We start from the raw sequence: 18313 nt of genomic DNA, 5'->3' as shown, positions 1-18313 counted from the left end.
GGGGCGCTTCGCTTGCCCGGCCTACGATAATACACTCTGTAGGCCGGATAAGGCGGTCACGCCGCCATCCGGCACATATGGCCTGATGTCGACGCTAAAGCGCCTAATCAGGCCTGGGGGATTACTTGATGAAGGTAAACGCCGTGGTGACGCGCTTCACGCCGCTGACCCGGCTGGCGATATCCGCAGCCGCTTTCGCTTCACGGTCGGTCACCAGGCCTAACAGGAACACTTCGCCGTTTTCGGTCGTCACTTTCACGTTGGATGATTTAACCTGATCGCTGGTCAGCAACTGAGAGCGTACTTTGGTGGTGATCCAGGTGTCACTTGACGCGGTGCCCATGCCAATCGGCTGGCCCTGACGGATCTCGTTATAGACCTCGGTGGTGCCGTCGACGCCCATCGCAATCTGTTTAGCCCGTGCGGAGAGTTCACTATTCGGCGACTGACCGACCAGTAACACTTTACCCTGATAAGCCGTCACGTTAATGCGCGTTTCTTTCTTGATCTGTGCATCTTTCGACAGCGCACTGTTGACGCGCACTTCCAGGGTTCCATCGTCCACCTGAGTGCCTACGCTACGTGGATCTGTTGCTGCTTTGGTGCCAACGGCGGCGGTACCGACCACTGCGGCGGCTACACAACCTTGCAATAGCAGAGCAGAAATAAGGACTGCGATTGGCGATAAAGCCTTCATGTGTACTCCTTAATCATCCTGGTGGGGGAAAAGCGTGTTATCGATCAGATCGCACAGGCAGTTTACCGTCAGCATATGCATTTCCTGAATGCGTGCGCTGTGGTGTGAAGGGATGCGGATCTCAACATCCTGTGGCCCTAAGAGTCCAGCCAGTTCACCCCCGTCATACCCGGTCAGTGCCACAATCGTCATGTCTCGCGTGACGGCAGCTTCCACAGCCTTAACGATATCGCGGCTGTTGCCGCGCGTCGAGATGGCCAGTAAGACGTCGCCAGCATGACCCAACGCCCGAACCTGTTTTGCATACACTTCGTCATGCAGACGGTCGTTAGCAATCGCTGTTAAGACCACATTATCCGTATTTAGTGCAATCGCAGGTAAACTGGGGCGTTCTGTCTCAAAGCGGTTGATCATGCTGGCCGCAAAATGCTGTGCGTTGGCAGCGGATGTCCCATTACCACAACAGAGAATTTTGTTGCCATTGAGCAGTGAATGAACCAGCGTCACGGCGGCGCGAGAGATAGCATCCGGGAGGGCTTCTGCCGCTGCAATTTGAGTTTGAATGCTTTCGGTAAAGCAGACTTTAATTCTGTCTAACACGCTAATCCTTAAGAGCTGACCCATTAGGCTATTTTATTTGCCCAATGGGTCTGTTCTGAATCTTCAATTATGAGCAGTCAGTAAAGGCATTCCTGAACCACTCAACATCATTTCCGGTGAAGGCTAACACATCGAACCGGCAATCCACAGTATCAAAACTCCCATTGTGGCGCGCGAGCCACAAGCGGGCAGCCTGTAATAATTTACGTTGCTTGCTGCGCGTCACACTGGCAGCGGCACCACCGAACGTGGTAGAGCGCCGGTAGCGGACCTCAATAAAGACGGTCGTCTTGCCATCACGCATGATCAGATCGATCTCGCCGCCGCGTTCATGCACGTTGGCGGCGATAAAATGCAGTCCCTTGCGCTCCAGCCAGCGACGCGCGGCGGTTTCCCACGCGTCACCGGCCTGTTTGCTCGTTAACTGGCGGGGACAATCTGCCCTTGTTGGTACTGGAGCCATGATAACTTCCTGTTAATCACACAGTCCTGACTGGCGGTCAGCGCGCCGGTATTGCCATTAATTTCGAAGCCCTGCACCTGACGCATCTGGGAGAAATGGTTCGCCAGCGACCAGGCATCCACGCCCATTGCGTACATGCGCGCCAGCGAGTAGTCATTATGCACTGCGCCGAGCGCCTGCTGCATTAGCGACGGGTTCGCGCCCGCCAGCATCGGGATCTCGCTGTACTGCAGGCCATCCATTTCCAGACGGAAGTCAGGACCGGCATTCCCCTGCGCGCTACGCGAACTGGCGTACAGCGTGGCACCACTCTGGCTACCGTTGCGCATGGCGATCATCGGCTTGATGAAGGCTATCTCATTAGGTGTTGCCAGAATATACACGGCGTCCACGCGACCACCGTTACCGCTAATCTGGGCATCCGTTGGCGCAGCCGGAATGGTTAAATTGCCAATAGTGACGCCAGGTTGAGACGGTGCGCTGGCAGCGACCGGGCTACCGGTTAACGCTATCCCTGAACCGCCGTTGACGCCCATACGCAGTTCCGCCGTTGAGCCAAATTTCTGTTGCAGCACCGTAGCGCCACCCAGTTTTTGCCACTCCTGGGCAAAGGCGTTAGCAACACGATCGCCAAGCGCGCTACGCGGGATCAGCAGCAGCGGCGACTGTTTGCCCTGTTCACGGATATGGCGCGCCGCATCACGCGCTTCATCTTCCGGTGAGAGGGCGAAGTAACAGATGTTTGCGCGGCTCTGCACCGATTCCGGCTGGTTAAGTGCCAGCACGTTCAACGGAGTGTTGCTTTTTAGCAGTTCGTCGACGTTGTTTTTCAGCAGCGGGCCGACCACGATACTCGCGCCGTCCTGCTGAACCTGCGTCAGGATCTGATCGAGCGGTTGGGCGCTGGTGTCATAAATTTTCAGTTCTGCGGAAGGATTTGCCGCCGCGCTTGCGGTGGTTGGCTGTGCAGACGTTGTCTGCGGTGCGCTGACCGGCACGGGCTGTTCGGCCTGCTCGTCATGGGTCAAATCGCTCACTGAAGCCTGGGCAGGACTGGCGACGCCATCGGTCGCCTGCGGCTGCGGGTCCGCCGGCGTTGGGGCTGCGACCGGAGCCGGTTGTGCGGCGGGCTGCGCGTCGACAGGCTGCGTACCAAGATTTTTGGCGGCTTCAAAGCCCTGTTGAATGGTGCGACCAAATACGGCTGCCTGACCGTTCAGCGGCAGTAGCAGGGCGATTTTACTGGTCGAGGCGGGTTTAAAGCTCTGCACATTGACCAGTTGGGTTGGCAGCAGTTTTGCTCCCGGATTTTGCGGATAGCGTTTTTGCCAGTCGGCAATGCCCGCTTTCATCATGTCCGGATCGCTGCGGTTATCAAACCAGACACGTTGTAGGTCCAGCCAGCCCTGCAACACGTTTTCATCGGCATTGATAACTAACGCCTGGGCCTGCTCCTGCGTCATTGCAGACAATGCTTGCCAGGTGGCGTCCATATTTTTCTGCTTATCCTTCTCGCCAAGCAGGGGTTCCTGCGCAATCAGGGCGCGCAGCAGCGAGAGTGATGGGCGGCCCTGGCTGGCGTCAATCTGCGCCTGCCAGTAGCGCGCCTGCTGATTTTGCTCAAAATCAGACGGGGTAAGCTTTTCCAGTAGCGCCTGCGCTCCGGCAAAATCTTTCTGCGCCAGTTTGATTTCAACGGCTAACAGCGACTGTTCCCGGCGCTGGGTATCATTCAGATCCTGCGGCAGTTGGTTAAACAGTTCGATAGCCTGCTGGCTTTTGCCTTCTTTCAGCAGTGCACGAATGGCGAGTAATTGCCAGTTGGTCTTGCTATCATTTGCGCTTTGCTGCATCTGTTGCAGATAAAAGCCGGAATCAGCTTGCGCTGTGCCCTGCATATGGGCAGTGCTCTGATCGGGCGCCTGGGTGCCACAGCCGGCGAAAATCAGGGCTGCCAGAACGATGGGCAGACAGCGCGCGGCTTTTAAACGAGAGAATGTTAAGGGTACCATACTGTATCCAGTGATATTTTTTATACGCAATGCTCAATATTAAATCGGCAATACGGACGACACAATGACACAACACGAATCGGCGGATAATTCTCGCGGCCAACTCTTTATTGTACCTACTCCTATCGGGAATTTGTCTGATATTACCCAGCGTGCGCTCGAAGTGTTACAAGCTGTTGATTTAATTGCCGCTGAAGATACTCGCCATACCGGATTATTATTGCAGCATTTCGCGATTAATGCCCGACTGTTCGCCCTGCACGATCATAACGAGCAGCAAAAAGCAGACACGCTGGTGGCGAAGTTGAAAGAAGGGCTGAACATCGCGCTGGTTTCCGATGCCGGGACGCCGCTGATTAACGATCCGGGTTACCACCTGGTACGCAGTTGTCGTGAGCAGGGCATCCGTGTCGTGCCGTTGCCGGGGCCCTGTGCGGCGATTGCCGCATTAAGCGCGGCGGGATTGCCGTCCGACCGCTTCTGCTATGAAGGCTTTTTACCCGCGAAATCAAAAGGACGTCGTGACGCGCTGAAAGCTATCGAAACCGAACCGCGCACGCTGATTTTCTATGAATCCACGCATCGCCTGCTGGACAGCCTGGAAGATATGGTCGCGGTGTGGGGCGAATCCCGTTACGTGGTGCTGGCGCGCGAGCTGACCAAAACCTGGGAGACAATTCACGGCGCACCGGTGGGTGAACTGCTGGCGTGGGTTAAAGAGGACGAGAACCGGCGTAAAGGCGAGATGGTGCTGATTGTGGAAGGACACAAGGCGCAGGAAGACGAACTGCCTGCCGATGCCCTGCGCACCCTCACGTTGTTACAGGCCGAGTTGCCGCTGAAGAAAGCCGCAGCGCTGGCGGCAGAAATCCACGGCGTGAAAAAGAACGCACTGTACAAATATGCGCTGGATCAGCAGGGATAATCCGGGAAACACGCTGCAACAAAAGAAAAACTACAGCGTGTCAGAATGAGAGGGGGGGGTTATCGATCTGAATAATGCGAGCCATCCAGTAAACATGTCGTATTGTCATGCAGCCACAAAAACGAGGCCGGAACTGCAGTCGTCACGGCAGTGGTCAGGTATTTTTCAACAGCGGCCTGTTTTCCTTCTCCGGCAATCAGCAGCAATATTTCCTTTGCATTGAGGATCTCCTTCAGGCCCAGAGTGATACCGTGCGTCACGGGACGACCGGCCGATTTAAGCATGTCGTGGTGACGCGTTTGTTCATCAAGCCTGCTGATATGGCAAAACGGCTCCAGCGCGCTTCCCGGTTCGTTCAGCCCCAGATGACCATTCTTGCCGATGCCCAATACGCATAAATCGAGACCGCCCCGGCTGGCAATCAAATCCGTCACGCGCTCGCACTCCGTCTCGTCGATATTTTCTGACTGAAAACCGATCAGCTGTTCCGGACGCAGGCCAAGCGGTTGCACGATGTGCTGTTGCAGGAAGGATTCACAGGTGCCCGGCGTGTGTAAGGGCATTCCCACCCACTCATCGAGCTTCACAAAGGTCACGTTGCGGATATCAACATGACGCTGCTGTATTTTCTCGACCAGGAAACGATAGGTCAGTTCAGGCGTCGCGCCGGTCGCCAGGCAGATCGTCGCGTCAGGTTTGTTCTGTATTACCTGAATTAACCGTTCGCTGGCGCGATCGCTGAGTGCGTCATAATGGTCGCAGTACTGTATGTATTGCATCTGTCAGTCATCCTTTTGACGAGGGGCGCACGTACCGTCGCGCCCGTGCGGTTTACAAAATGCCAAGTGCGGAAGAGACGATAGAAAGCACAAAGGTGACGCCGATTAACAATACCGGATGCGCTTTTTTCACCCGCAGCAGGTAGTACATCAGCAGCGTGTAGCCCATCGGTAAAATGTTCGGGAAGACCTTATCAAAGAAGTCCTTTTGCAGTGCCACGTTGTGCGTGCTGTCGATGGCAAAAGAGGTTACGACATCGATATGAACGTAGGAGGCGATCAGACCGCCAATCACCGTGATCCCGAGGATCGTCGCCGAACGGGCGATCATCTGCGAGTTTTCCCTCACCTTATCAATGGCTTTTACCCCGACCGAATAGCCGACGTGAGTCCAGCCGACGCGCAGGAAAAAGATCATCAGATAGACGGCGAAGAACAGAATCGGCCCCAGCAAATTGCCCTGACTGGCGAATGAGGAGCAGATCCCCGCCATAATCGGCAGCAAGGTGAACCAGAAAATGGCATCGCCAATCCCGGCGATGGGGCCAAACAGCGCCACTTTCAGACCCTTGATGGTGTCGCGGTTTTCTCCTTTCTCTTCCATTGAGATCAGTAAGCCCATCAGGAAACCGACGAGGTTCGGGTGGGTATTGATAAATTCCAGATGATCTTTCATGGCCGCACTCAGACCCGGCTTATCATCTTTATAGATTTTTTTCAGAATCGGCAGCATCGCCCAGGTAAAGCCGCCCGCTTGCATCCTTTCATAGTTAAAGCTCGCCTGAAGAAGGGAAGAGCGGAAGCCAAGACGGGTAATGTCTTTTTTACTGATTTCAGATCCCATTGCTGTAATCCTCTTCATCATCATTTTTACGGGCGACAGGCTGGGGTTGCGCCTGCTGTTTAGCTTTGGCATTGAAAAATTCGTACACGGCGAAGCCCGCGCCGAGGACGGCGACCGGGAGTAGGTTGTTGACCTGGATGTAGCACACAAAGAGGAAGCCGGCGATCAGGTAAGGAATGTACTGCGCTTTGAACATCACGCGCAGCAGCAGACCAAAACCGACGGCAGGCAGAATCCCCCCCGCGACTTCGAAACCATGAGTCAGCCAGGCTGGCATGGCTTTCACCAGCGCCTGCATGGCACCCTGCGCCAGATAGGTACACAGAAACGCGATAATGGCGTATGAGCAGGCGACAATCAGCGTTGTCAGCCAGTTCAGACGGGCAAATGCGCGGGTATTGGCTTCTTTAGCGCAGTTGTCGGCCCTGGACATGAACAGGGAGAAGGCGGAATAGAAGAACAGAATCACGTATTGCATCAGCAGGCTGAACGGCAAGCCGAGGCCGATGGCGGTTTTGGCATCCACGCCGGTAGACCAGGCGATCACCGTGGTCATCAGCCCCGCCATGATGGGGTTTGGCGGTTGTACGCCGCCGGCGGGCGTCAGACCGGCAAAGGCCAGTTCGGTCAGACCGCCGGTGATCAAACCAATATGAATATCGCCAAGGATGGCGCCAGTGAGCGTACAGACAATTATCGGTCTGAATAAGAACAGGGCTTCCAGCCAAAAATCGATTCCCAGAAAGAAGACTAATGCAGCAAGGGATATCCCTTGTAAAAGTGTTATTTCATGCATTTTGACACCTCATGTAAATAAGTCCCTTTAATATGAAAACATTGGCTTGTTATTTACTCCGGGATCGCTTCTTTTTGATCGCCAGGGACATCCTGAATAAAAATGTTTACGCCGTGTTTCTTAATGAACTGCAGGTCCTGAAGATCCTGCTCATTGACATAAACCTTGCTGCTAATCTGCTTTTTACCTTCCGAGAAGTGCATATTGCCGACGTTCACGTCGTTGAGCGTGATACCGCCCTCGAGCAGTTTTCGGACCGTTTGCGGGGTGCGGCAAATCAGGAATATCTTCTGGTGCGGCGCGGCCTTACCGATGACATTGATGGTTTTTTCTATAGAAAAGAAACGGATGCCGAAACCGTAGGTTTCTGCGGTGATGCCCATTAATTTCTGCTGAATCTCATCCTGAGCGACATCATCATCCACGACAACCAGCAGATTGGCACCGATTGTCGATGTCCAGGTGACGCCCACCTGACCATGCACCAGTCGGTTATCAATACGCGTTAACAGGATATTTGGACTACCCATTCTTAAATCCTCACCATAAAATAATAGAATGACAGAACTTGTTGAAATATATTATTGTTACCGTAACGCATTCATGAATTTATTCAGCGTGATGTAATCTCTTTATTCTCCCCCGCTATCTGGTCAGAAAGCGCTACCTGATATTAATCAGATAACGCTTCTGTATATGATGTTGAAACAGTATTTTTTAAGTTAAATCGGAATCAGCCACTAATTTGTTAGCCGAACCGCAAACCGTGATTTTACTTCTCACGACCTCTTTCATCGCATCCATACCGACACGCATGTAATAGCGCGGATCGTTGCCCTGTGGGTTGTCAGCAAACCACGCTTTCACGGCATCGGCGAAGGCAATTTTCAGTTCGGTAGCGACGTTAACCTTACAGACGCCCAGCTCTATCGTGCGGCGTACATACTCGTCAGGCACATCGCTCGCACCGTGCAGCACCAGCGGAATATCCACCACTTCACGGATTTCAGCCAGGCGCTGGAAATCGATTTTCGGTTTTTTGGTGTAGAGGCCGTGTGCGGTGCCGATGGCGACAGCAAGGCTGTCGACGCCGGTCAGCTCAACAAAGCGTTTGGCCTCTTGTGGATCGGTCAGAAAGGCGCTTTCTGCATCAACGCTCATGTCGTCTTCGACGCCACCCAGGCGTCCCAGTTCCGCTTCTACGCTGCAATCGCGGGCGTGGCAGAAATCGACAACCGATTTCACCAGCTTTACGTTTTCCTCAAACGGGAAATGGCTACCGTCGATCATGGCGCTGCGTACTCCGGCGTTCACCTTATGGCGAATGTCGTCCAGTGATTCATGATGATCGAGATGCAGCGCCAGCGGCATACCGTAGGTGGTGGAGTAGGCGGTGCACAGCGCGTAAAGCTCTTCCAGCGCGATATGTTTAAAGGTGCCTGGCGTACCGGCGAGGATCACCGGTGATTGCATTTCGCTACACACTTCGAGGATCGCCTGGATAGTCTCGGCGTTATGAATGTTGAAGGCCGGTACGGCGTAGCCTTTTGCCTGAGCATCCTGCAGGAGATACTTCGTAGAAATGATACTCATGATCGGATCCTCTTAAGCCTGCCACGGGTGAATAACGACGCCCTGCACGACGCGGTTGACCGTACCGCTGCGGGAAGGGTTATCCGGCGTATTACCGACATTAATGGACTGGGTGAGCGCAAAGACCTGGGCATACATCAGGTAGCAGAAAGCCAGCTCGCTATCGATAAAATGACGCGCGGAGGGTAACAGAATGTGCGGGCCAGATTCGATGATGGAATCGCTTTCGGCCGCGATAGCGACAACGCGCATTGCCTGACCATCGCGACGCAGCTCCGCCAGCAGATCGAGATCGTACTGCCGTGTGTAAGGGTGGCTGGAGATGTACACCACGATCAGCGTTTCGTTATCCACCAGTGATTTCGGACCGTGACGGAAGCCGGTTGGCGAGTCGTAAAACGCGGCCAGCTTACCGGCGGTCAGCTCAAGTACTTTCAGGGCTGACTCACGCGCAGCACCCTGTAATCCACCGCTACCGAGATAGACGATCCGTTTCCAGGCGCCATTGCCAAACACGCCGTGGCTGAAATCACCCAGTGACGACAGGATAGTCTGACAGCGATCCGCAACATCGCGGAAGGTCCGGCTGTTGATGAGTTTCGGTGCGAACACCGCCAGGCAACTGGCCATCATAGTAGTAATACTGCTGGTCATCGCAAACCCGCGATCGTGAGTTTCTGTCGGCATCAGCAGGGCAAAGGCGTTATCGCTTGCAACGGCGTTCTGGTACAGGCTGCCTGCTTCATTGCAGGTGATCGAAAGGTGGTAGCACTCAGGGACGAACTGGTTTGCCAGTTCCACTGCCGCAACGCTTTCCGGGCTGTTGCCGGAACGGGCAAACGAGACCAGCAGCAGCGGATGCGCCGGGTTCAGATAATCCATCGGATTGGTGACCAGATCGGTGGTCGGTACTGCGCTGATGTTTTGCCCGGTGTGGCTGGCAAGCCAGGGGGCGATTATCTCGCCAATGAATGCCGAGGTGCCAGCCCCGGTGAGGACGATCCGCAGATCGTCTTTACGCAGCAGTGGCGCGAGAAAATTGTCGATCGCGGTACGAATCGCGTCAATGTTCGTCAGCGAGCGGATCCAACTGGCAGGCTGCTGGCGGATCTCTTCTTCAGTCCAGGTTCCGGTTGTTGCAGCAGCAGGGGTATAGGTTTCTGGCATAACGTAAGTCCTTAGTCTTGTGAATTCCACATCAGACGCTGGCAAAATGTCGCTATCTTTCGTTTCGTTTCACTTGTTCACATGATCGATTGATTAAAATTTATAGGAAAGAAATCGAAAGTTCAATAATGCAAAATGAAATAAAACGAAAAGTGTGATCGATTGTACGGAGAGGTTTTTTATCTTATTGATCTGTAATGATTCTCTGCCACCATCCAGGAATGGGGGTTTTCTTAATCGAAAGGAAAAGAAAGGCCTTACGATTCATGATCGAAGGCCAGGGAGGAAAAAAGGGTCAAAGGGGGAGGAGCTGACCCTGAATCCAAATCTGTTGTAAATGCAGTCCGCTATCGAGGGCGATCGTGCTGGCGCGTTTGCCTGGGGCTAACGATCCTGAGTGGCTGTCGATCCCCAACAGACGCGCTGGATGGAGAGAGGCCATATGGATAGCATCCTCAGGGGCGATACCTGTCAGTTCGACCATATTGCGCACTGCCGCATCAACCGACAACGTACTGCCCGCCAGGCCACCGGATGCGGTTCGCACGATACCTCCGTGCATTTCGACTTTTTCACCGCACAGCGTGTAGTTTCCGTCGGGCATACCGGCGGCCTGCATCGCATCGGTTATCAGCACCAGCCTCTCTTTTGCACAGCAGCAACAGAGCGTCATAGCCGCCGGATGGACGTGGTGCCCATCGGCGATAAGTTCCAGCCACGCGCGCGGGTCAGTGAGTCCTGCGCCGACCATCCCGGGCTCCCGGTGATGAAGCCCGGTCATGCCGTTGTAGCAGTGCACGAGTCCGTCCGCGCCCGCGTCAAAGGCGGCACGGGTTTGCGCCCAGCTTGCCGCGCTATGCCCCAACATCACCCGCACACCCTGCTGCCTGAGATGGCGAATCGCCTGCAATGCCCCCGGTTTTTCCGGTGCCAGCGCCACCACGCGCAGGGTCTGTCGCGAAATGGCGATCAGCTCATCCAGCTCCGCAAGGTCCAGCTCCCGAAACAGCTCCGGCGGATGGGCACCCTTATTCTGCGGCGTGAAGTACGGCCCTTCCAGGTAACTTCCCAGCACCTGTGCGCCAGGCCCGCCGCAATGATAGCGCTGGGCAATACGCTCCAGCGCGCGATGAATCGTCTTTAGCGGCGCGGTAACGGTGGTGGGGAGCCAACTGGCAACCCCTTCACGCGCTTTGTGCATCGCCAGCTTATCGAGCGCATCCGGTTCGTCGTCCATCACATCGATTCCCGCGCCACCGTGGACGTGGATGTCGATATAGGCGGGACAGAGTAGCTCGGCATCGCGCACGGTGATGCCCGCCGGAATCGGCTCGATTGCCGTGATGACGCCTTCTTCAACGCGCAACTGGTGATCGTCCAGCCACCCGTGTTCGGTGAGCAGGCGTCTGGCACGCAAAACCTGCGTCATATTCCTTCCTCGATGGGGTGCTCCTCGCGACAGCGGCCCAGCTCATCTACCAGGCTTGTCAGACCGCGATGCCCACATTCCAGCGCCTGCACACGAAATGCCTCGCTGCTGAGCCCTTCACGATCCAGTACCATTTCCAGCAGCAGTTGCAGGTTAGTACCAGTAATCACTTCCCGGCCGGGTTTCAACATCGCAAGCGTTGAGGCGACGCGAAACGGTGTGCCGCCGAGCAGGTCGGTCAGGAAAACGATATCTTCCTCACCGTCCAGTTGCTCAATCGCCTGCTCAAGCTGCGAGGTGAGCAGCGCGGTGGTGGAGGTTTCCGGAAAGTCGATAGCGATGAACTGCGACTGCTCGCCAAGGATCTGTTTCATCGCTTTTTCCATACCGCTGGCAAACCCACCGTGCCCCGTCAAAATAATACCTAACATCGAAGACCTCTTTGCTTTACAGGAAGTGACAGAACTTGCCGACAACACCCAGCACCACGGTGATACCGATAAGGCGCAGCGGACTCCAGCCGCGACGGACCAACCAGAACATCGTCAGGGTATAGACCAGCGGTAAAAAGGCAGGCATCAGCTTGTCGATAACGTCAGCCTGGAGCTTGACGACGGCATCACCCGCCTTGATTTCGAGCGTGGTGTTCAGGCGCACATAGGTCGCGACGAGCGCGCCGATCACCGTCATCCCGACGATAGACGCCGCGTGGCCCACTTTCTTCGTATTGGCCTTGATGAGTGGAATGGCGGCGACCCCCATACGGTAAGCATAGTGCGCCAGGCCAAAACGCAGAGCCAGATGGACCACGTTAAACAGCACAATGAAGACCACCGCGCCGAGGATGGAGCCCTGCAAGGCCAGACTGGCCCCGATGCCGCCGCAAATAGGCAGTAGCGTCAGCCAGAACATCGCGTCGCCAATCCCGCCGAGCGGTGCGCCAACGGCAATTTTGGTGCTCTGAATACTGTTAACGTCCTGCTTTGAGCGTTCCATCGCCAGGATGATGCCAATCACAAACGTCACCAGGAAGGGATGGGTATTGAAGAAACCCATGTGACCTTTCATGGCGCGCGCCAGGTCGCGTTTATTGGTGTGGATCTTTTTCAGTGCAGGCAGCAGACCATACAGCCAACCGGAAGCCTGCATACGTTCGTAGTTAAACGACGCCTGCAACAGCATGGAACGCCAGGCGACCCGGTTGATATCTTTTTTGGTCAGCTCTGCGCCAATGCTCTGATCTTCATAGATGTTTTCGTTTACGCCGGAAAGCAGCGTTTCTTCGCTGTCGGAAACAGTCGGAAGAGTTTGTTGATTAGATGCCATCTTCGAATTCCTCTTTCTGGGCCGCAGGTTGGGTCGGTTCAGGTGATTTACGCAGCAGGTCGATCAGCGCCATGGCCAGCGCCGCGGCGGCGATAGCCAGTACCGGCAGCTTGAGCCAGGCGGCCCCCACGAAACCGATGATAAAGTAAGGGATATAGACATTTTTCATCATGATTTTCAGCAGCACGGCAAAGCCGATGGCTGGCATGATGCCGCCCGCGACGCCGAGGCCGTCAATCAGACGTTCCGGAAGGACATCAATGGCTGTTTTCGCGTGCTCTGCACCGAAGTAAATCGGCAGGAACGCGCAGAGAAAATAGAAAATCCCCAGCGCCAGTAACGCCAGATAGTTCACCCGTTCAATGCCGGCAGTATCGGCATTCGCCGCCATGCGATCGCAGCGGGACATCACCCCAGACATCACGGAGAACAGGAACGTAATCCCCATCTGTACTGCCACAGCAAACGGCACGGCAACGCCCACGGCGACATCCGGTTTCACCCCTGTCGTAATGGCGAACGTCGTACCCACGATGGTGCCGATAATGACGTTTGGCGGTTGTGCGCCCGCCAGCGGGGCGAGCCCCATCCACACCAGCTCCAGCGTACCGCCGGTTAAAATACCGGTATGCAGATCGCCCAGAATCAGGCCGACCAGCGGCCCGAGCACCACCGGGCGGTGCATGTGTGTTAATCCGTTGAACATATCCAGGCCCGCAATAAAGGCGAGGATACCTAATGCAAAAGCCTGTAACAGACTAATTTCCATGGTGAAGGCCTCAGATGAGTTTAAAGAGATCCTGCGCGGGTTCTGTCGGAACGCCCTGAACGAAGCATTCCACCCCGGCGGCTTTCAGGCCGTTAAACGCCGTAATATCGGTCGTGTCGACAGAGACCGTTTTGGCAATCTGCTGTTTGCCATTGGCGTAGTGCATATTTCCTACGTTGACTCGTGTAACAGGAACCCCACCTTCGACCAGCCTGAGGAAGTCGGTGGGTGATTTGCAGACCAGCAAAATCTTCTGTCGGTCAGCGGCGCGGTGAATGTTGTCGATCACTTTTTGCAGTGACCAGAAACGCACGGCGATCCCTTCCGCCAGTACCATCTCCATCAGGTTTTGCTGCACGGTGTCTTCCGCCACCTCATCGTTGGCAACCAGCACCAGATTTGCCCCCGCAAATCCGACCCATTGCACCCCGACCTGGCCATGAATGAGCCTTTCGTCGATACGGCTGAGTACAATATTTGGCATAGCGTATTCCTCTTTTTGTTATTTGTTCTGGGACGTTACGCCCTGGCAGGCGGCATGGTACTGCTGCAGTATGTCCTGAATGTGGTTGATGATGAGTTCTCGCGGTGTGGCATTGAGATCTCCCTCGCGCACTTTTACGTACTGTAACGGCATATACTGGCTAATGAGCGGCAGTGGAATCGGCTCATCCGCCAGATTGCGCACCAGTCGTTCAAACGCGTCATCAATCTGGCTGTCTGGCCAGTAGTAACGAACACGATCGGAATAGCTGTAGCCGCGCGCCAGACGACGGGTGTTGCCATCGCCGTGGTAGTGACTCTGCCAGTATTCCGGACGATCGAGCATGACGCTCTCAAGGACATGACGCAGGTCGGAACAGGCTTTTGCCGGGAGCAACTCTTCTTCAATGGCGGCCAGCGAGAACAGCGCTTCGCGCAGGGCGAAGGTCAGGGCCGGGCCGACTTTCAGGATGGCAAAGTGATCTTTCACTAACTGGCGCAGTGACTGCGGCGTTTGATAGTCCGTGGAGTGCGCTTCAAAGACCAGCGTGTCATACGCCTCTACCATCTTGCTTAACGCGACGGCTTTCTGCGGTTGATAATCAATGATGTGGGTATGGTCGAACTCAACGCCGGGTTGCACCACCAGCGCGATGATGCGCGGCCAGACATCGTCGAGTCCCTGTTTTTCAAAGGCGTGACGATGGGCTTCCAGCGTTGCGCGCGCGGCCTCGGGCGTGGTTACCGCCAGTTCGGTTAACGTCTCATGGGCACCGCCCGGTACCGGCACTTCAGTGCCAATCACATAGACGAGATCCGACTCACCAAAGTGGGCGATGCAGGTCTCTTCGGCTATTTTCGCCAGGCGCGCGGCGCGTTCCGCGACGATGGCATCGGTCAATGGTACGGGATCGCCCTGGCAGGACATGCTGCAGTCGAGGTGGATTTTTTTGAATCCAGCGGCGACATAGCTTCTGATCAGTTCATCGGCATGGGCCATTGCCGGTTCTGCGGCCAGATTTTGCCAACGGTTGGGACCGAGGTGATCCCCCCCCAGAATTAACTGTTCCTGAGGGAAGCCAAGCGAGTCAGCCAGTTGGCAGACAAAATGGCGAAAATCGGTTGGGGTCATGCCTGTATAACCGCCAAACTGGTCAACCTGATTCGAGGTTGCTTCAATCAGCAGCGGCGAGTGGTTTGCCTGCGCGTAACGTATTGCGGATTCCAGTACCAGCGGATGCGCGGAACAAACGGCGTAAATTCCGATTGCCTTACCTCGTTTATGCTGCTCCACCATATCAGTCAGATGTTTCACTTTCCTCTCCAGATCGGGTAACTGCGACTTGCAATCTTTCGTTTTGTTTCAATTGATACTGCATCATGGTCTTATAAAAATAAAACGAAAGATAATAGTTTTCCGATCTGTTTCACAAAAGAAACATAATGAAAGCATTCAGCCGACGTTTTCGCCCTTCCGGGCGGCTTTTTTCGGCTTGCATTCCGACAAAAGAAAGGCGTTAATAGGCAAAACGAAATGAAACGAAAGAATTAGCCAAAGGATTTCTTATGAGCAATACCGATGCTTCTGGAGAAAAGCGGGTGTCAGGCACCAGCGAAAGACGTGAGCAGATTATCCAGCGGTTGCGGCAGCAAGGAAGCGTACAGGTGAACGATCTTTCGGGATTGTTCGGCGTTTCCACGGTGACGATCCGCAACGATCTGGCGTTCCTGGAAAAGCAGGGGATCGCCGTTCGCGCCTATGGCGGCGCGTTGATTTGCGACAGTAATACGCCGGGCGCGGAGCCTTCCGTCGAAGATAAAAGTTCATTGAACACGGCGGTGAAACGCAGTATCGCCAAAGCGGCCGTGGGGCTTATCAAACCGGGTCACCGCGTGATCCTGGACTCCGGCACAACGACGTATGAGATTGCGCGCCTGATGCGTCAGCATACCGATGTGATAGCGATGACCAACGGGATGAACGTCGCTAATGCTTTACTGGACGCGGATGGGGTGGAGCTGCTGATGACCGGTGGTCATCTGCGTCGGCAGTCGCAGTCGTTTTACGGCGACCAGGCCGAACAATCGTTGCAGAATTATCACTTCGATATGCTGTTTCTGGGCGTCGACGCCATTGATTTAGAGCGGGGCGTCAGTACCCACAACGAAGACGAAGCCCGACTGAATCGCCGGATGTGTGAAGTGGCGGAACGGATTATCGTGGTCACCGATTCCAGCAAATTTAACCGCTCGAGCCTGCATAAAATTATTGATACTCAACGTATTCATACCATCATCGTCGATGAAGGCATCCCGGAAGAGAGCCTGAAGGAGTTTCATCGCAGCGGCGTTGAGGTCATTATCGTTTAGGTGGCGTCGTTAAAATTCAAAATTGTGATGTCCTTCAATTAAACAAAAAGAAAAATGTCAGCGGGTTTTTTACGAACCCGCTTTCGTTTTTTCACTGATTTTTCGTCCCAGTCTCCCGCTCACCTGTCCTGCACGCTTTTCGATCTTTCGCCTTTCCCATTTTCGGTTTAGATAAAACGAAAGAAAAAGCGGTGTTTTTGCCAAAATCCGCGCTGTAGACGTGTTCACAAATTCGCCTTAAGTCTTCTGATTTAATATATTTAAAAGAAAACGAAAGCGATAAATCGCTAAAACATAACAACATGCAATGGAGCAAAAGCAATGCTGGATAACTTAAGACGTCGCGAGCAAATAATTGACCTGTTATGCGATCAAGGCAGCGTTCGTGTCGAACCCCTCAGTGTGCATTTCGGTGTCTCAAGCGTCACGATCCGCAATGACTTACGTTATCTCGAGCAGAAAGGCTGCGTCATGCGCTCCTATGGCGGAGCCGTGTTAAATCAACATTTTGCCCTCGATCGTCCCTTACAGGATAAAGATCGACTGAACCGCGATGTGAAATCGCGCATTGCGGAAAAGGCGGCCAGCTTTGTGAAAGATGGTGACACGTTGATTCTTGATTCCGGTTCGACCACCACGCTTATTCCTCCGCTGCTGAAAAGTCGCCGCGATCTGGTGGTGATGACCAACGCGCTGAACATTGCCTGGGAACTGGCCAATTTTGAACGTGTGGATGTCATGATCCTGGGGGGAAATGTCAGGCAAAGCGTTTACTCGCTGTATGGCCCTTCGGCGGAACATCAGCTCAGACAGTATCGGTTTGATAAGCTTTTTTTGGGCGTCGATGGATTTTGTCTGGAAGCCGGGATCACCACGCCGCATCCGGGAGAAGCGCACCTTAACCAGGTGATGTGTCAGGTGGCGCAGGAGGTCACGGTGGTGGCGGATTCCAGTAAGTTCGGCCGCAAGAGTTTTTGCATGATCAGTGAAATTAACGGTATTGATCGGGTGATTACCGACAGCGGTATCCCGGCGCATTACCATCAGGCGCTCAGCCAGATGGGGGTGGATGTCGTTATCGTGGATGAATAAGGGACGTCGCCGGCAAAACGCGTTTTTGCCGGCGACGTCTTAGTGCATCAGCGCATCCTGTTCGACCAGCAACAGGGCAGCACCGCGTACGCCGCTGGACGCGCCGTGCACGGCCGGGAAGACGTTAGCGGGAGCCAGACCGGGGAAGAGGTAGCGCGACATGGCACCCGGCAGTAGGGTGTAAATTTCCTCAATGTTGGAGACGCCTCCCCCCAGAACAAAGGCGTCGACGTCCAGAATGAGCTGCAGTTGCGCCAGCGTACAGCCCAGCATATCAATCCACGCCTCGACGGTGGCGACGGCGCTGGCGTTGCCATGACGGTAGTTTTCCAGCAGCGTCTCCATTTTGAGCGGCTCACCGCTTAAGTGCTTATGCAGCCAGAGTAAACCAGGCCCGGACTGGTAGCGCTCCAGACAGCCCTGTAGGCCGCAGCCGCACTTGATTTCCGGCAGGTTATAGCGACGCATAAAGGTGGCGGGTAGCGGTAGATGGCCAAACTCGCTGGCCATCCGGTTACGCCCACGATATAACTGCCCGTCGATCACCAGTCCTCCCCCCATGCCGGTACCGATAATCGCACCAAAAATTCGTGAGAACTGACGAGCCTGATGAGTATGCGCTTCCGACAGCGCGAAGCAGCAACAGTCATTATCCAGCGCCACCGAGCGGTTGAGTCGATGCGCCAGATCGTTCATTACCTGACGCCCGGTCAGGCAGGGGACATTCGACGACAGCAGCTTTCCGGTATGCCTGTCCATCAATCCGGGCATGCCAATGCCGATTTTGCCCTGCATGCCTGTTGCCCAGTCGGCTGTATCGATAAGCGAGGTAAAGGTCGAGAGAAAAAGTTCGTAATCCTGAACCGGCGTGGCCACGCGCTTGCGCCAGCGAACCTGCATTTCCTTATCAAAGGCGACAATTTCAGTTTTTGTGCCACCAATATCAACACCGTAAAACATGCCACATC

General features: G+C 54.7%; 20 protein-coding genes. 3 read left to right on the top strand and 17 right to left on the bottom strand.

The features are described 5' to 3' along the window. Positions 1–121: 121 nt before the first annotated feature. The 4 genes from dolP to ACERJC_RS24830 all read right to left on the bottom strand — a co-directional run bounded on the left by dolP (position 122) and on the right by ACERJC_RS24830 (position 3772). Positions 122–697: a division/outer membrane stress-associated lipid-binding lipoprotein gene (gene dolP / locus ACERJC_RS24845; protein ID WP_152406126.1), complete on the bottom strand. Its 576-nt coding sequence runs from the start codon at positions 695–697 to the stop codon at positions 122–124. Positions 698–706: 9 nt separating this feature from the next. After that, on the bottom strand, positions 707–1297 hold the full coding sequence (gene diaA / locus ACERJC_RS24840; protein ID WP_042325150.1) for a DnaA initiator-associating protein DiaA: 591 nt from the start codon (positions 1295–1297) through the stop codon (positions 707–709). A gap of 67 nt (positions 1298–1364) precedes the next feature. Then, a complete protein-coding gene (locus tag ACERJC_RS24835; RefSeq protein ID WP_178823272.1) occupies positions 1365–1760 on the bottom strand; it encodes a YraN family protein in 396 nt (131 codons plus the stop codon). Beyond that, entirely contained in the window at positions 1718–3772 is a 2055-nt protein-coding gene (locus ACERJC_RS24830; protein WP_373672711.1) for a penicillin-binding protein activator, read from the bottom strand. Before ACERJC_RS24830 ends, ACERJC_RS24835 begins: the two co-directional genes overlap by 43 nt. Before the next feature lie 64 nt (positions 3773–3836). Here ACERJC_RS24830 and rsmI point away from each other — a divergent pair, with 64 nt between their 5' ends. Further along, positions 3837–4697, top strand: coding sequence for a 16S rRNA (cytidine(1402)-2'-O)-methyltransferase (rsmI, locus tag ACERJC_RS24825; RefSeq protein WP_373672710.1), 861 nt, complete (start codon positions 3837–3839; stop codon positions 4695–4697). A gap of 59 nt (positions 4698–4756) precedes the next feature. Here rsmI and ACERJC_RS24820 read toward each other — a convergent pair whose 3' ends face one another. From ACERJC_RS24820 to kbaZ, 12 genes are all read right to left on the bottom strand, one after another. Beyond that, a complete protein-coding gene (locus ACERJC_RS24820; protein WP_373672709.1) occupies positions 4757–5476 on the bottom strand; it encodes a galactosamine-6-phosphate isomerase in 720 nt (239 codons plus the stop codon). A gap of 52 nt (positions 5477–5528) precedes the next feature. Then, positions 5529–6320 carry a PTS galactosamine transporter subunit IID gene (gene agaD, locus ACERJC_RS24815; RefSeq protein ID WP_042325161.1) on the bottom strand — a complete coding sequence of 264 codons (792 nt, stop codon included), beginning with the start codon at positions 6318–6320 and terminating at the stop codon, positions 5529–5531. Then, positions 6310–7116, bottom strand: a complete 807-nt coding sequence (gene agaC, locus ACERJC_RS24810) for a PTS galactosamine transporter subunit IIC (protein WP_046487635.1) — start codon at positions 7114–7116, stop codon at positions 6310–6312. Before agaC ends, agaD begins: the two co-directional genes overlap by 11 nt. Before the next feature lie 53 nt (positions 7117–7169). Beyond that, complete coding sequence (gene agaB, locus ACERJC_RS24805) at positions 7170–7646, bottom strand: PTS galactosamine transporter subunit IIB (RefSeq protein ID WP_046487632.1); 477 nt, start codon at positions 7644–7646, stop codon at positions 7170–7172. Between the two features lie 187 nt (positions 7647–7833). Then, positions 7834–8709 carry a tagatose-bisphosphate aldolase subunit KbaY gene (kbaY, locus tag ACERJC_RS24800; protein WP_286631664.1) on the bottom strand — a complete coding sequence of 292 codons (876 nt, stop codon included), beginning with the start codon at positions 8707–8709 and terminating at the stop codon, positions 7834–7836. Positions 8710–8721: 12 nt separating this feature from the next. Next, positions 8722–9876 (bottom strand): AgaS family sugar isomerase, encoded by a 1155-nt coding sequence (locus ACERJC_RS24795; RefSeq protein WP_373672708.1) that lies wholly within the window; start codon positions 9874–9876, stop codon positions 8722–8724. A 295-nt stretch (positions 9877–10171) separates the two neighbouring features. Beyond that, positions 10172–11305: an N-acetylglucosamine-6-phosphate deacetylase gene (nagA, locus tag ACERJC_RS24790; RefSeq protein WP_373672707.1), complete on the bottom strand. Its 1134-nt coding sequence runs from the start codon at positions 11303–11305 to the stop codon at positions 10172–10174. Further along, complete coding sequence (agaF, locus tag ACERJC_RS24785) at positions 11302–11736, bottom strand: PTS galactosamine/N-acetylgalactosamine transporter subunit IIA (RefSeq protein ID WP_042325173.1); 435 nt, start codon at positions 11734–11736, stop codon at positions 11302–11304. The genes nagA and agaF overlap by 4 nt, the downstream gene beginning before the upstream one ends. A gap of 16 nt (positions 11737–11752) precedes the next feature. Then, positions 11753–12631, bottom strand: a complete 879-nt coding sequence (gene agaE, locus ACERJC_RS24780) for a PTS N-acetylgalactosamine transporter subunit IID (RefSeq protein WP_046487621.1) — start codon at positions 12629–12631, stop codon at positions 11753–11755. Further along, on the bottom strand, positions 12621–13400 hold the full coding sequence (gene agaW / locus ACERJC_RS24775) for a PTS N-acetylgalactosamine transporter subunit IIC (protein ID WP_061076209.1): 780 nt from the start codon (positions 13398–13400) through the stop codon (positions 12621–12623). The genes agaE and agaW overlap by 11 nt, the downstream gene beginning before the upstream one ends. 10 nt (positions 13401–13410) lie before the next feature. After that, positions 13411–13884 carry a PTS N-acetylgalactosamine transporter subunit IIB gene (agaV, locus tag ACERJC_RS24770; RefSeq protein WP_152406119.1) on the bottom strand — a complete coding sequence of 158 codons (474 nt, stop codon included), beginning with the start codon at positions 13882–13884 and terminating at the stop codon, positions 13411–13413. Positions 13885–13902: 18 nt separating this feature from the next. Next, the gene (gene kbaZ, locus ACERJC_RS24765; RefSeq protein WP_152406118.1) at positions 13903–15198 is read right to left on the bottom strand and encodes a tagatose-bisphosphate aldolase subunit KbaZ; all 1296 of its coding nucleotides are present in this window, start codon (positions 15196–15198) and stop codon (positions 13903–13905) included. Between the two features lie 251 nt (positions 15199–15449). On the opposite strand from kbaZ, the gene ACERJC_RS24760 reads away from it, so the two are divergent. Beyond that, complete coding sequence (locus ACERJC_RS24760; RefSeq protein ID WP_178826149.1) at positions 15450–16253, top strand: DeoR family transcriptional regulator; 804 nt, start codon at positions 15450–15452, stop codon at positions 16251–16253. A gap of 321 nt (positions 16254–16574) precedes the next feature. Further along, positions 16575–17345, top strand: a complete 771-nt coding sequence (gene agaR, locus ACERJC_RS24755; RefSeq protein WP_046487608.1) for a transcriptional repressor AgaR — start codon at positions 16575–16577, stop codon at positions 17343–17345. A 39-nt stretch (positions 17346–17384) separates the two neighbouring features. Here agaR and ACERJC_RS24750 read toward each other — a convergent pair whose 3' ends face one another. Beyond that, positions 17385–18305 carry an ROK family protein gene (locus tag ACERJC_RS24750; protein ID WP_178826151.1) on the bottom strand — a complete coding sequence of 307 codons (921 nt, stop codon included), beginning with the start codon at positions 18303–18305 and terminating at the stop codon, positions 17385–17387. Positions 18306–18313: the final 8 nt, after the last annotated feature.

The sequence above is a fragment of the Citrobacter telavivensis genome, assembly GCF_041807075.1.
GTDB lineage: Bacteria > Pseudomonadota > Gammaproteobacteria > Enterobacterales > Enterobacteriaceae > Citrobacter_A > Citrobacter_A telavivensis.
The sequence above is the reverse complement of the archived record's forward strand: the minus strand, read 5'-3'. Positions and strand labels throughout refer to the sequence as shown.

Excerpts from the sequence above, each read along its gene's own strand:
- nagA (WP_373672707.1), bottom strand. The coding sequence starts at position 11,305 with ATGACGCAGGTTTTGCGTGCCAGACGCCTGCTCACCGAACACGGGTGG.
- agaE (WP_046487621.1), bottom strand. The coding sequence starts at position 12,631 with ATGGCATCTAATCAACAAACTCTTCCGACTGTTTCCGACAGCGAAGAA.
- agaC (WP_046487635.1), bottom strand. The coding sequence starts at position 7,116 with ATGCATGAAATAACACTTTTACAAGGGATATCCCTTGCTGCATTAGTC.
- agaB (WP_046487632.1), bottom strand. The coding sequence starts at position 7,646 with ATGGGTAGTCCAAATATCCTGTTAACGCGTATTGATAACCGACTGGTG.
- agaD (WP_042325161.1), bottom strand. The coding sequence starts at position 6,320 with ATGGGATCTGAAATCAGTAAAAAAGACATTACCCGTCTTGGCTTCCGC.
- agaR (WP_046487608.1), top strand. The coding sequence starts at position 16,575 with ATGCTGGATAACTTAAGACGTCGCGAGCAAATAATTGACCTGTTATGC.
- kbaY (WP_286631664.1), bottom strand. The coding sequence starts at position 8,709 with ATGAGTATCATTTCTACGAAGTATCTCCTGCAGGATGCTCAGGCAAAA.
- ACERJC_RS24835 (WP_178823272.1), bottom strand. The coding sequence starts at position 1,760 with ATGGCTCCAGTACCAACAAGGGCAGATTGTCCCCGCCAGTTAACGAGC.
- ACERJC_RS24795 (WP_373672708.1), bottom strand. The coding sequence starts at position 9,876 with ATGCCAGAAACCTATACCCCTGCTGCTGCAACAACCGGAACCTGGACT.
- ACERJC_RS24760 (WP_178826149.1), top strand. The coding sequence starts at position 15,450 with ATGAGCAATACCGATGCTTCTGGAGAAAAGCGGGTGTCAGGCACCAGC.
- ACERJC_RS24750 (WP_178826151.1), bottom strand. The coding sequence starts at position 18,305 with ATGTTTTACGGTGTTGATATTGGTGGCACAAAAACTGAAATTGTCGCC.
- ACERJC_RS24830 (WP_373672711.1), bottom strand. The coding sequence starts at position 3,772 with ATGGTACCCTTAACATTCTCTCGTTTAAAAGCCGCGCGCTGTCTGCCC.
- ACERJC_RS24820 (WP_373672709.1), bottom strand. The coding sequence starts at position 5,476 with ATGCAATACATACAGTACTGCGACCATTATGACGCACTCAGCGATCGC.
- agaV (WP_152406119.1), bottom strand. The coding sequence starts at position 13,884 with ATGCCAAATATTGTACTCAGCCGTATCGACGAAAGGCTCATTCATGGC.
- dolP (WP_152406126.1), bottom strand. The coding sequence starts at position 697 with ATGAAGGCTTTATCGCCAATCGCAGTCCTTATTTCTGCTCTGCTATTG.
- rsmI (WP_373672710.1), top strand. The coding sequence starts at position 3,837 with ATGACACAACACGAATCGGCGGATAATTCTCGCGGCCAACTCTTTATT.
- agaW (WP_061076209.1), bottom strand. The coding sequence starts at position 13,400 with ATGGAAATTAGTCTGTTACAGGCTTTTGCATTAGGTATCCTCGCCTTT.
- agaF (WP_042325173.1), bottom strand. The coding sequence starts at position 11,736 with ATGTTAGGTATTATTTTGACGGGGCACGGTGGGTTTGCCAGCGGTATG.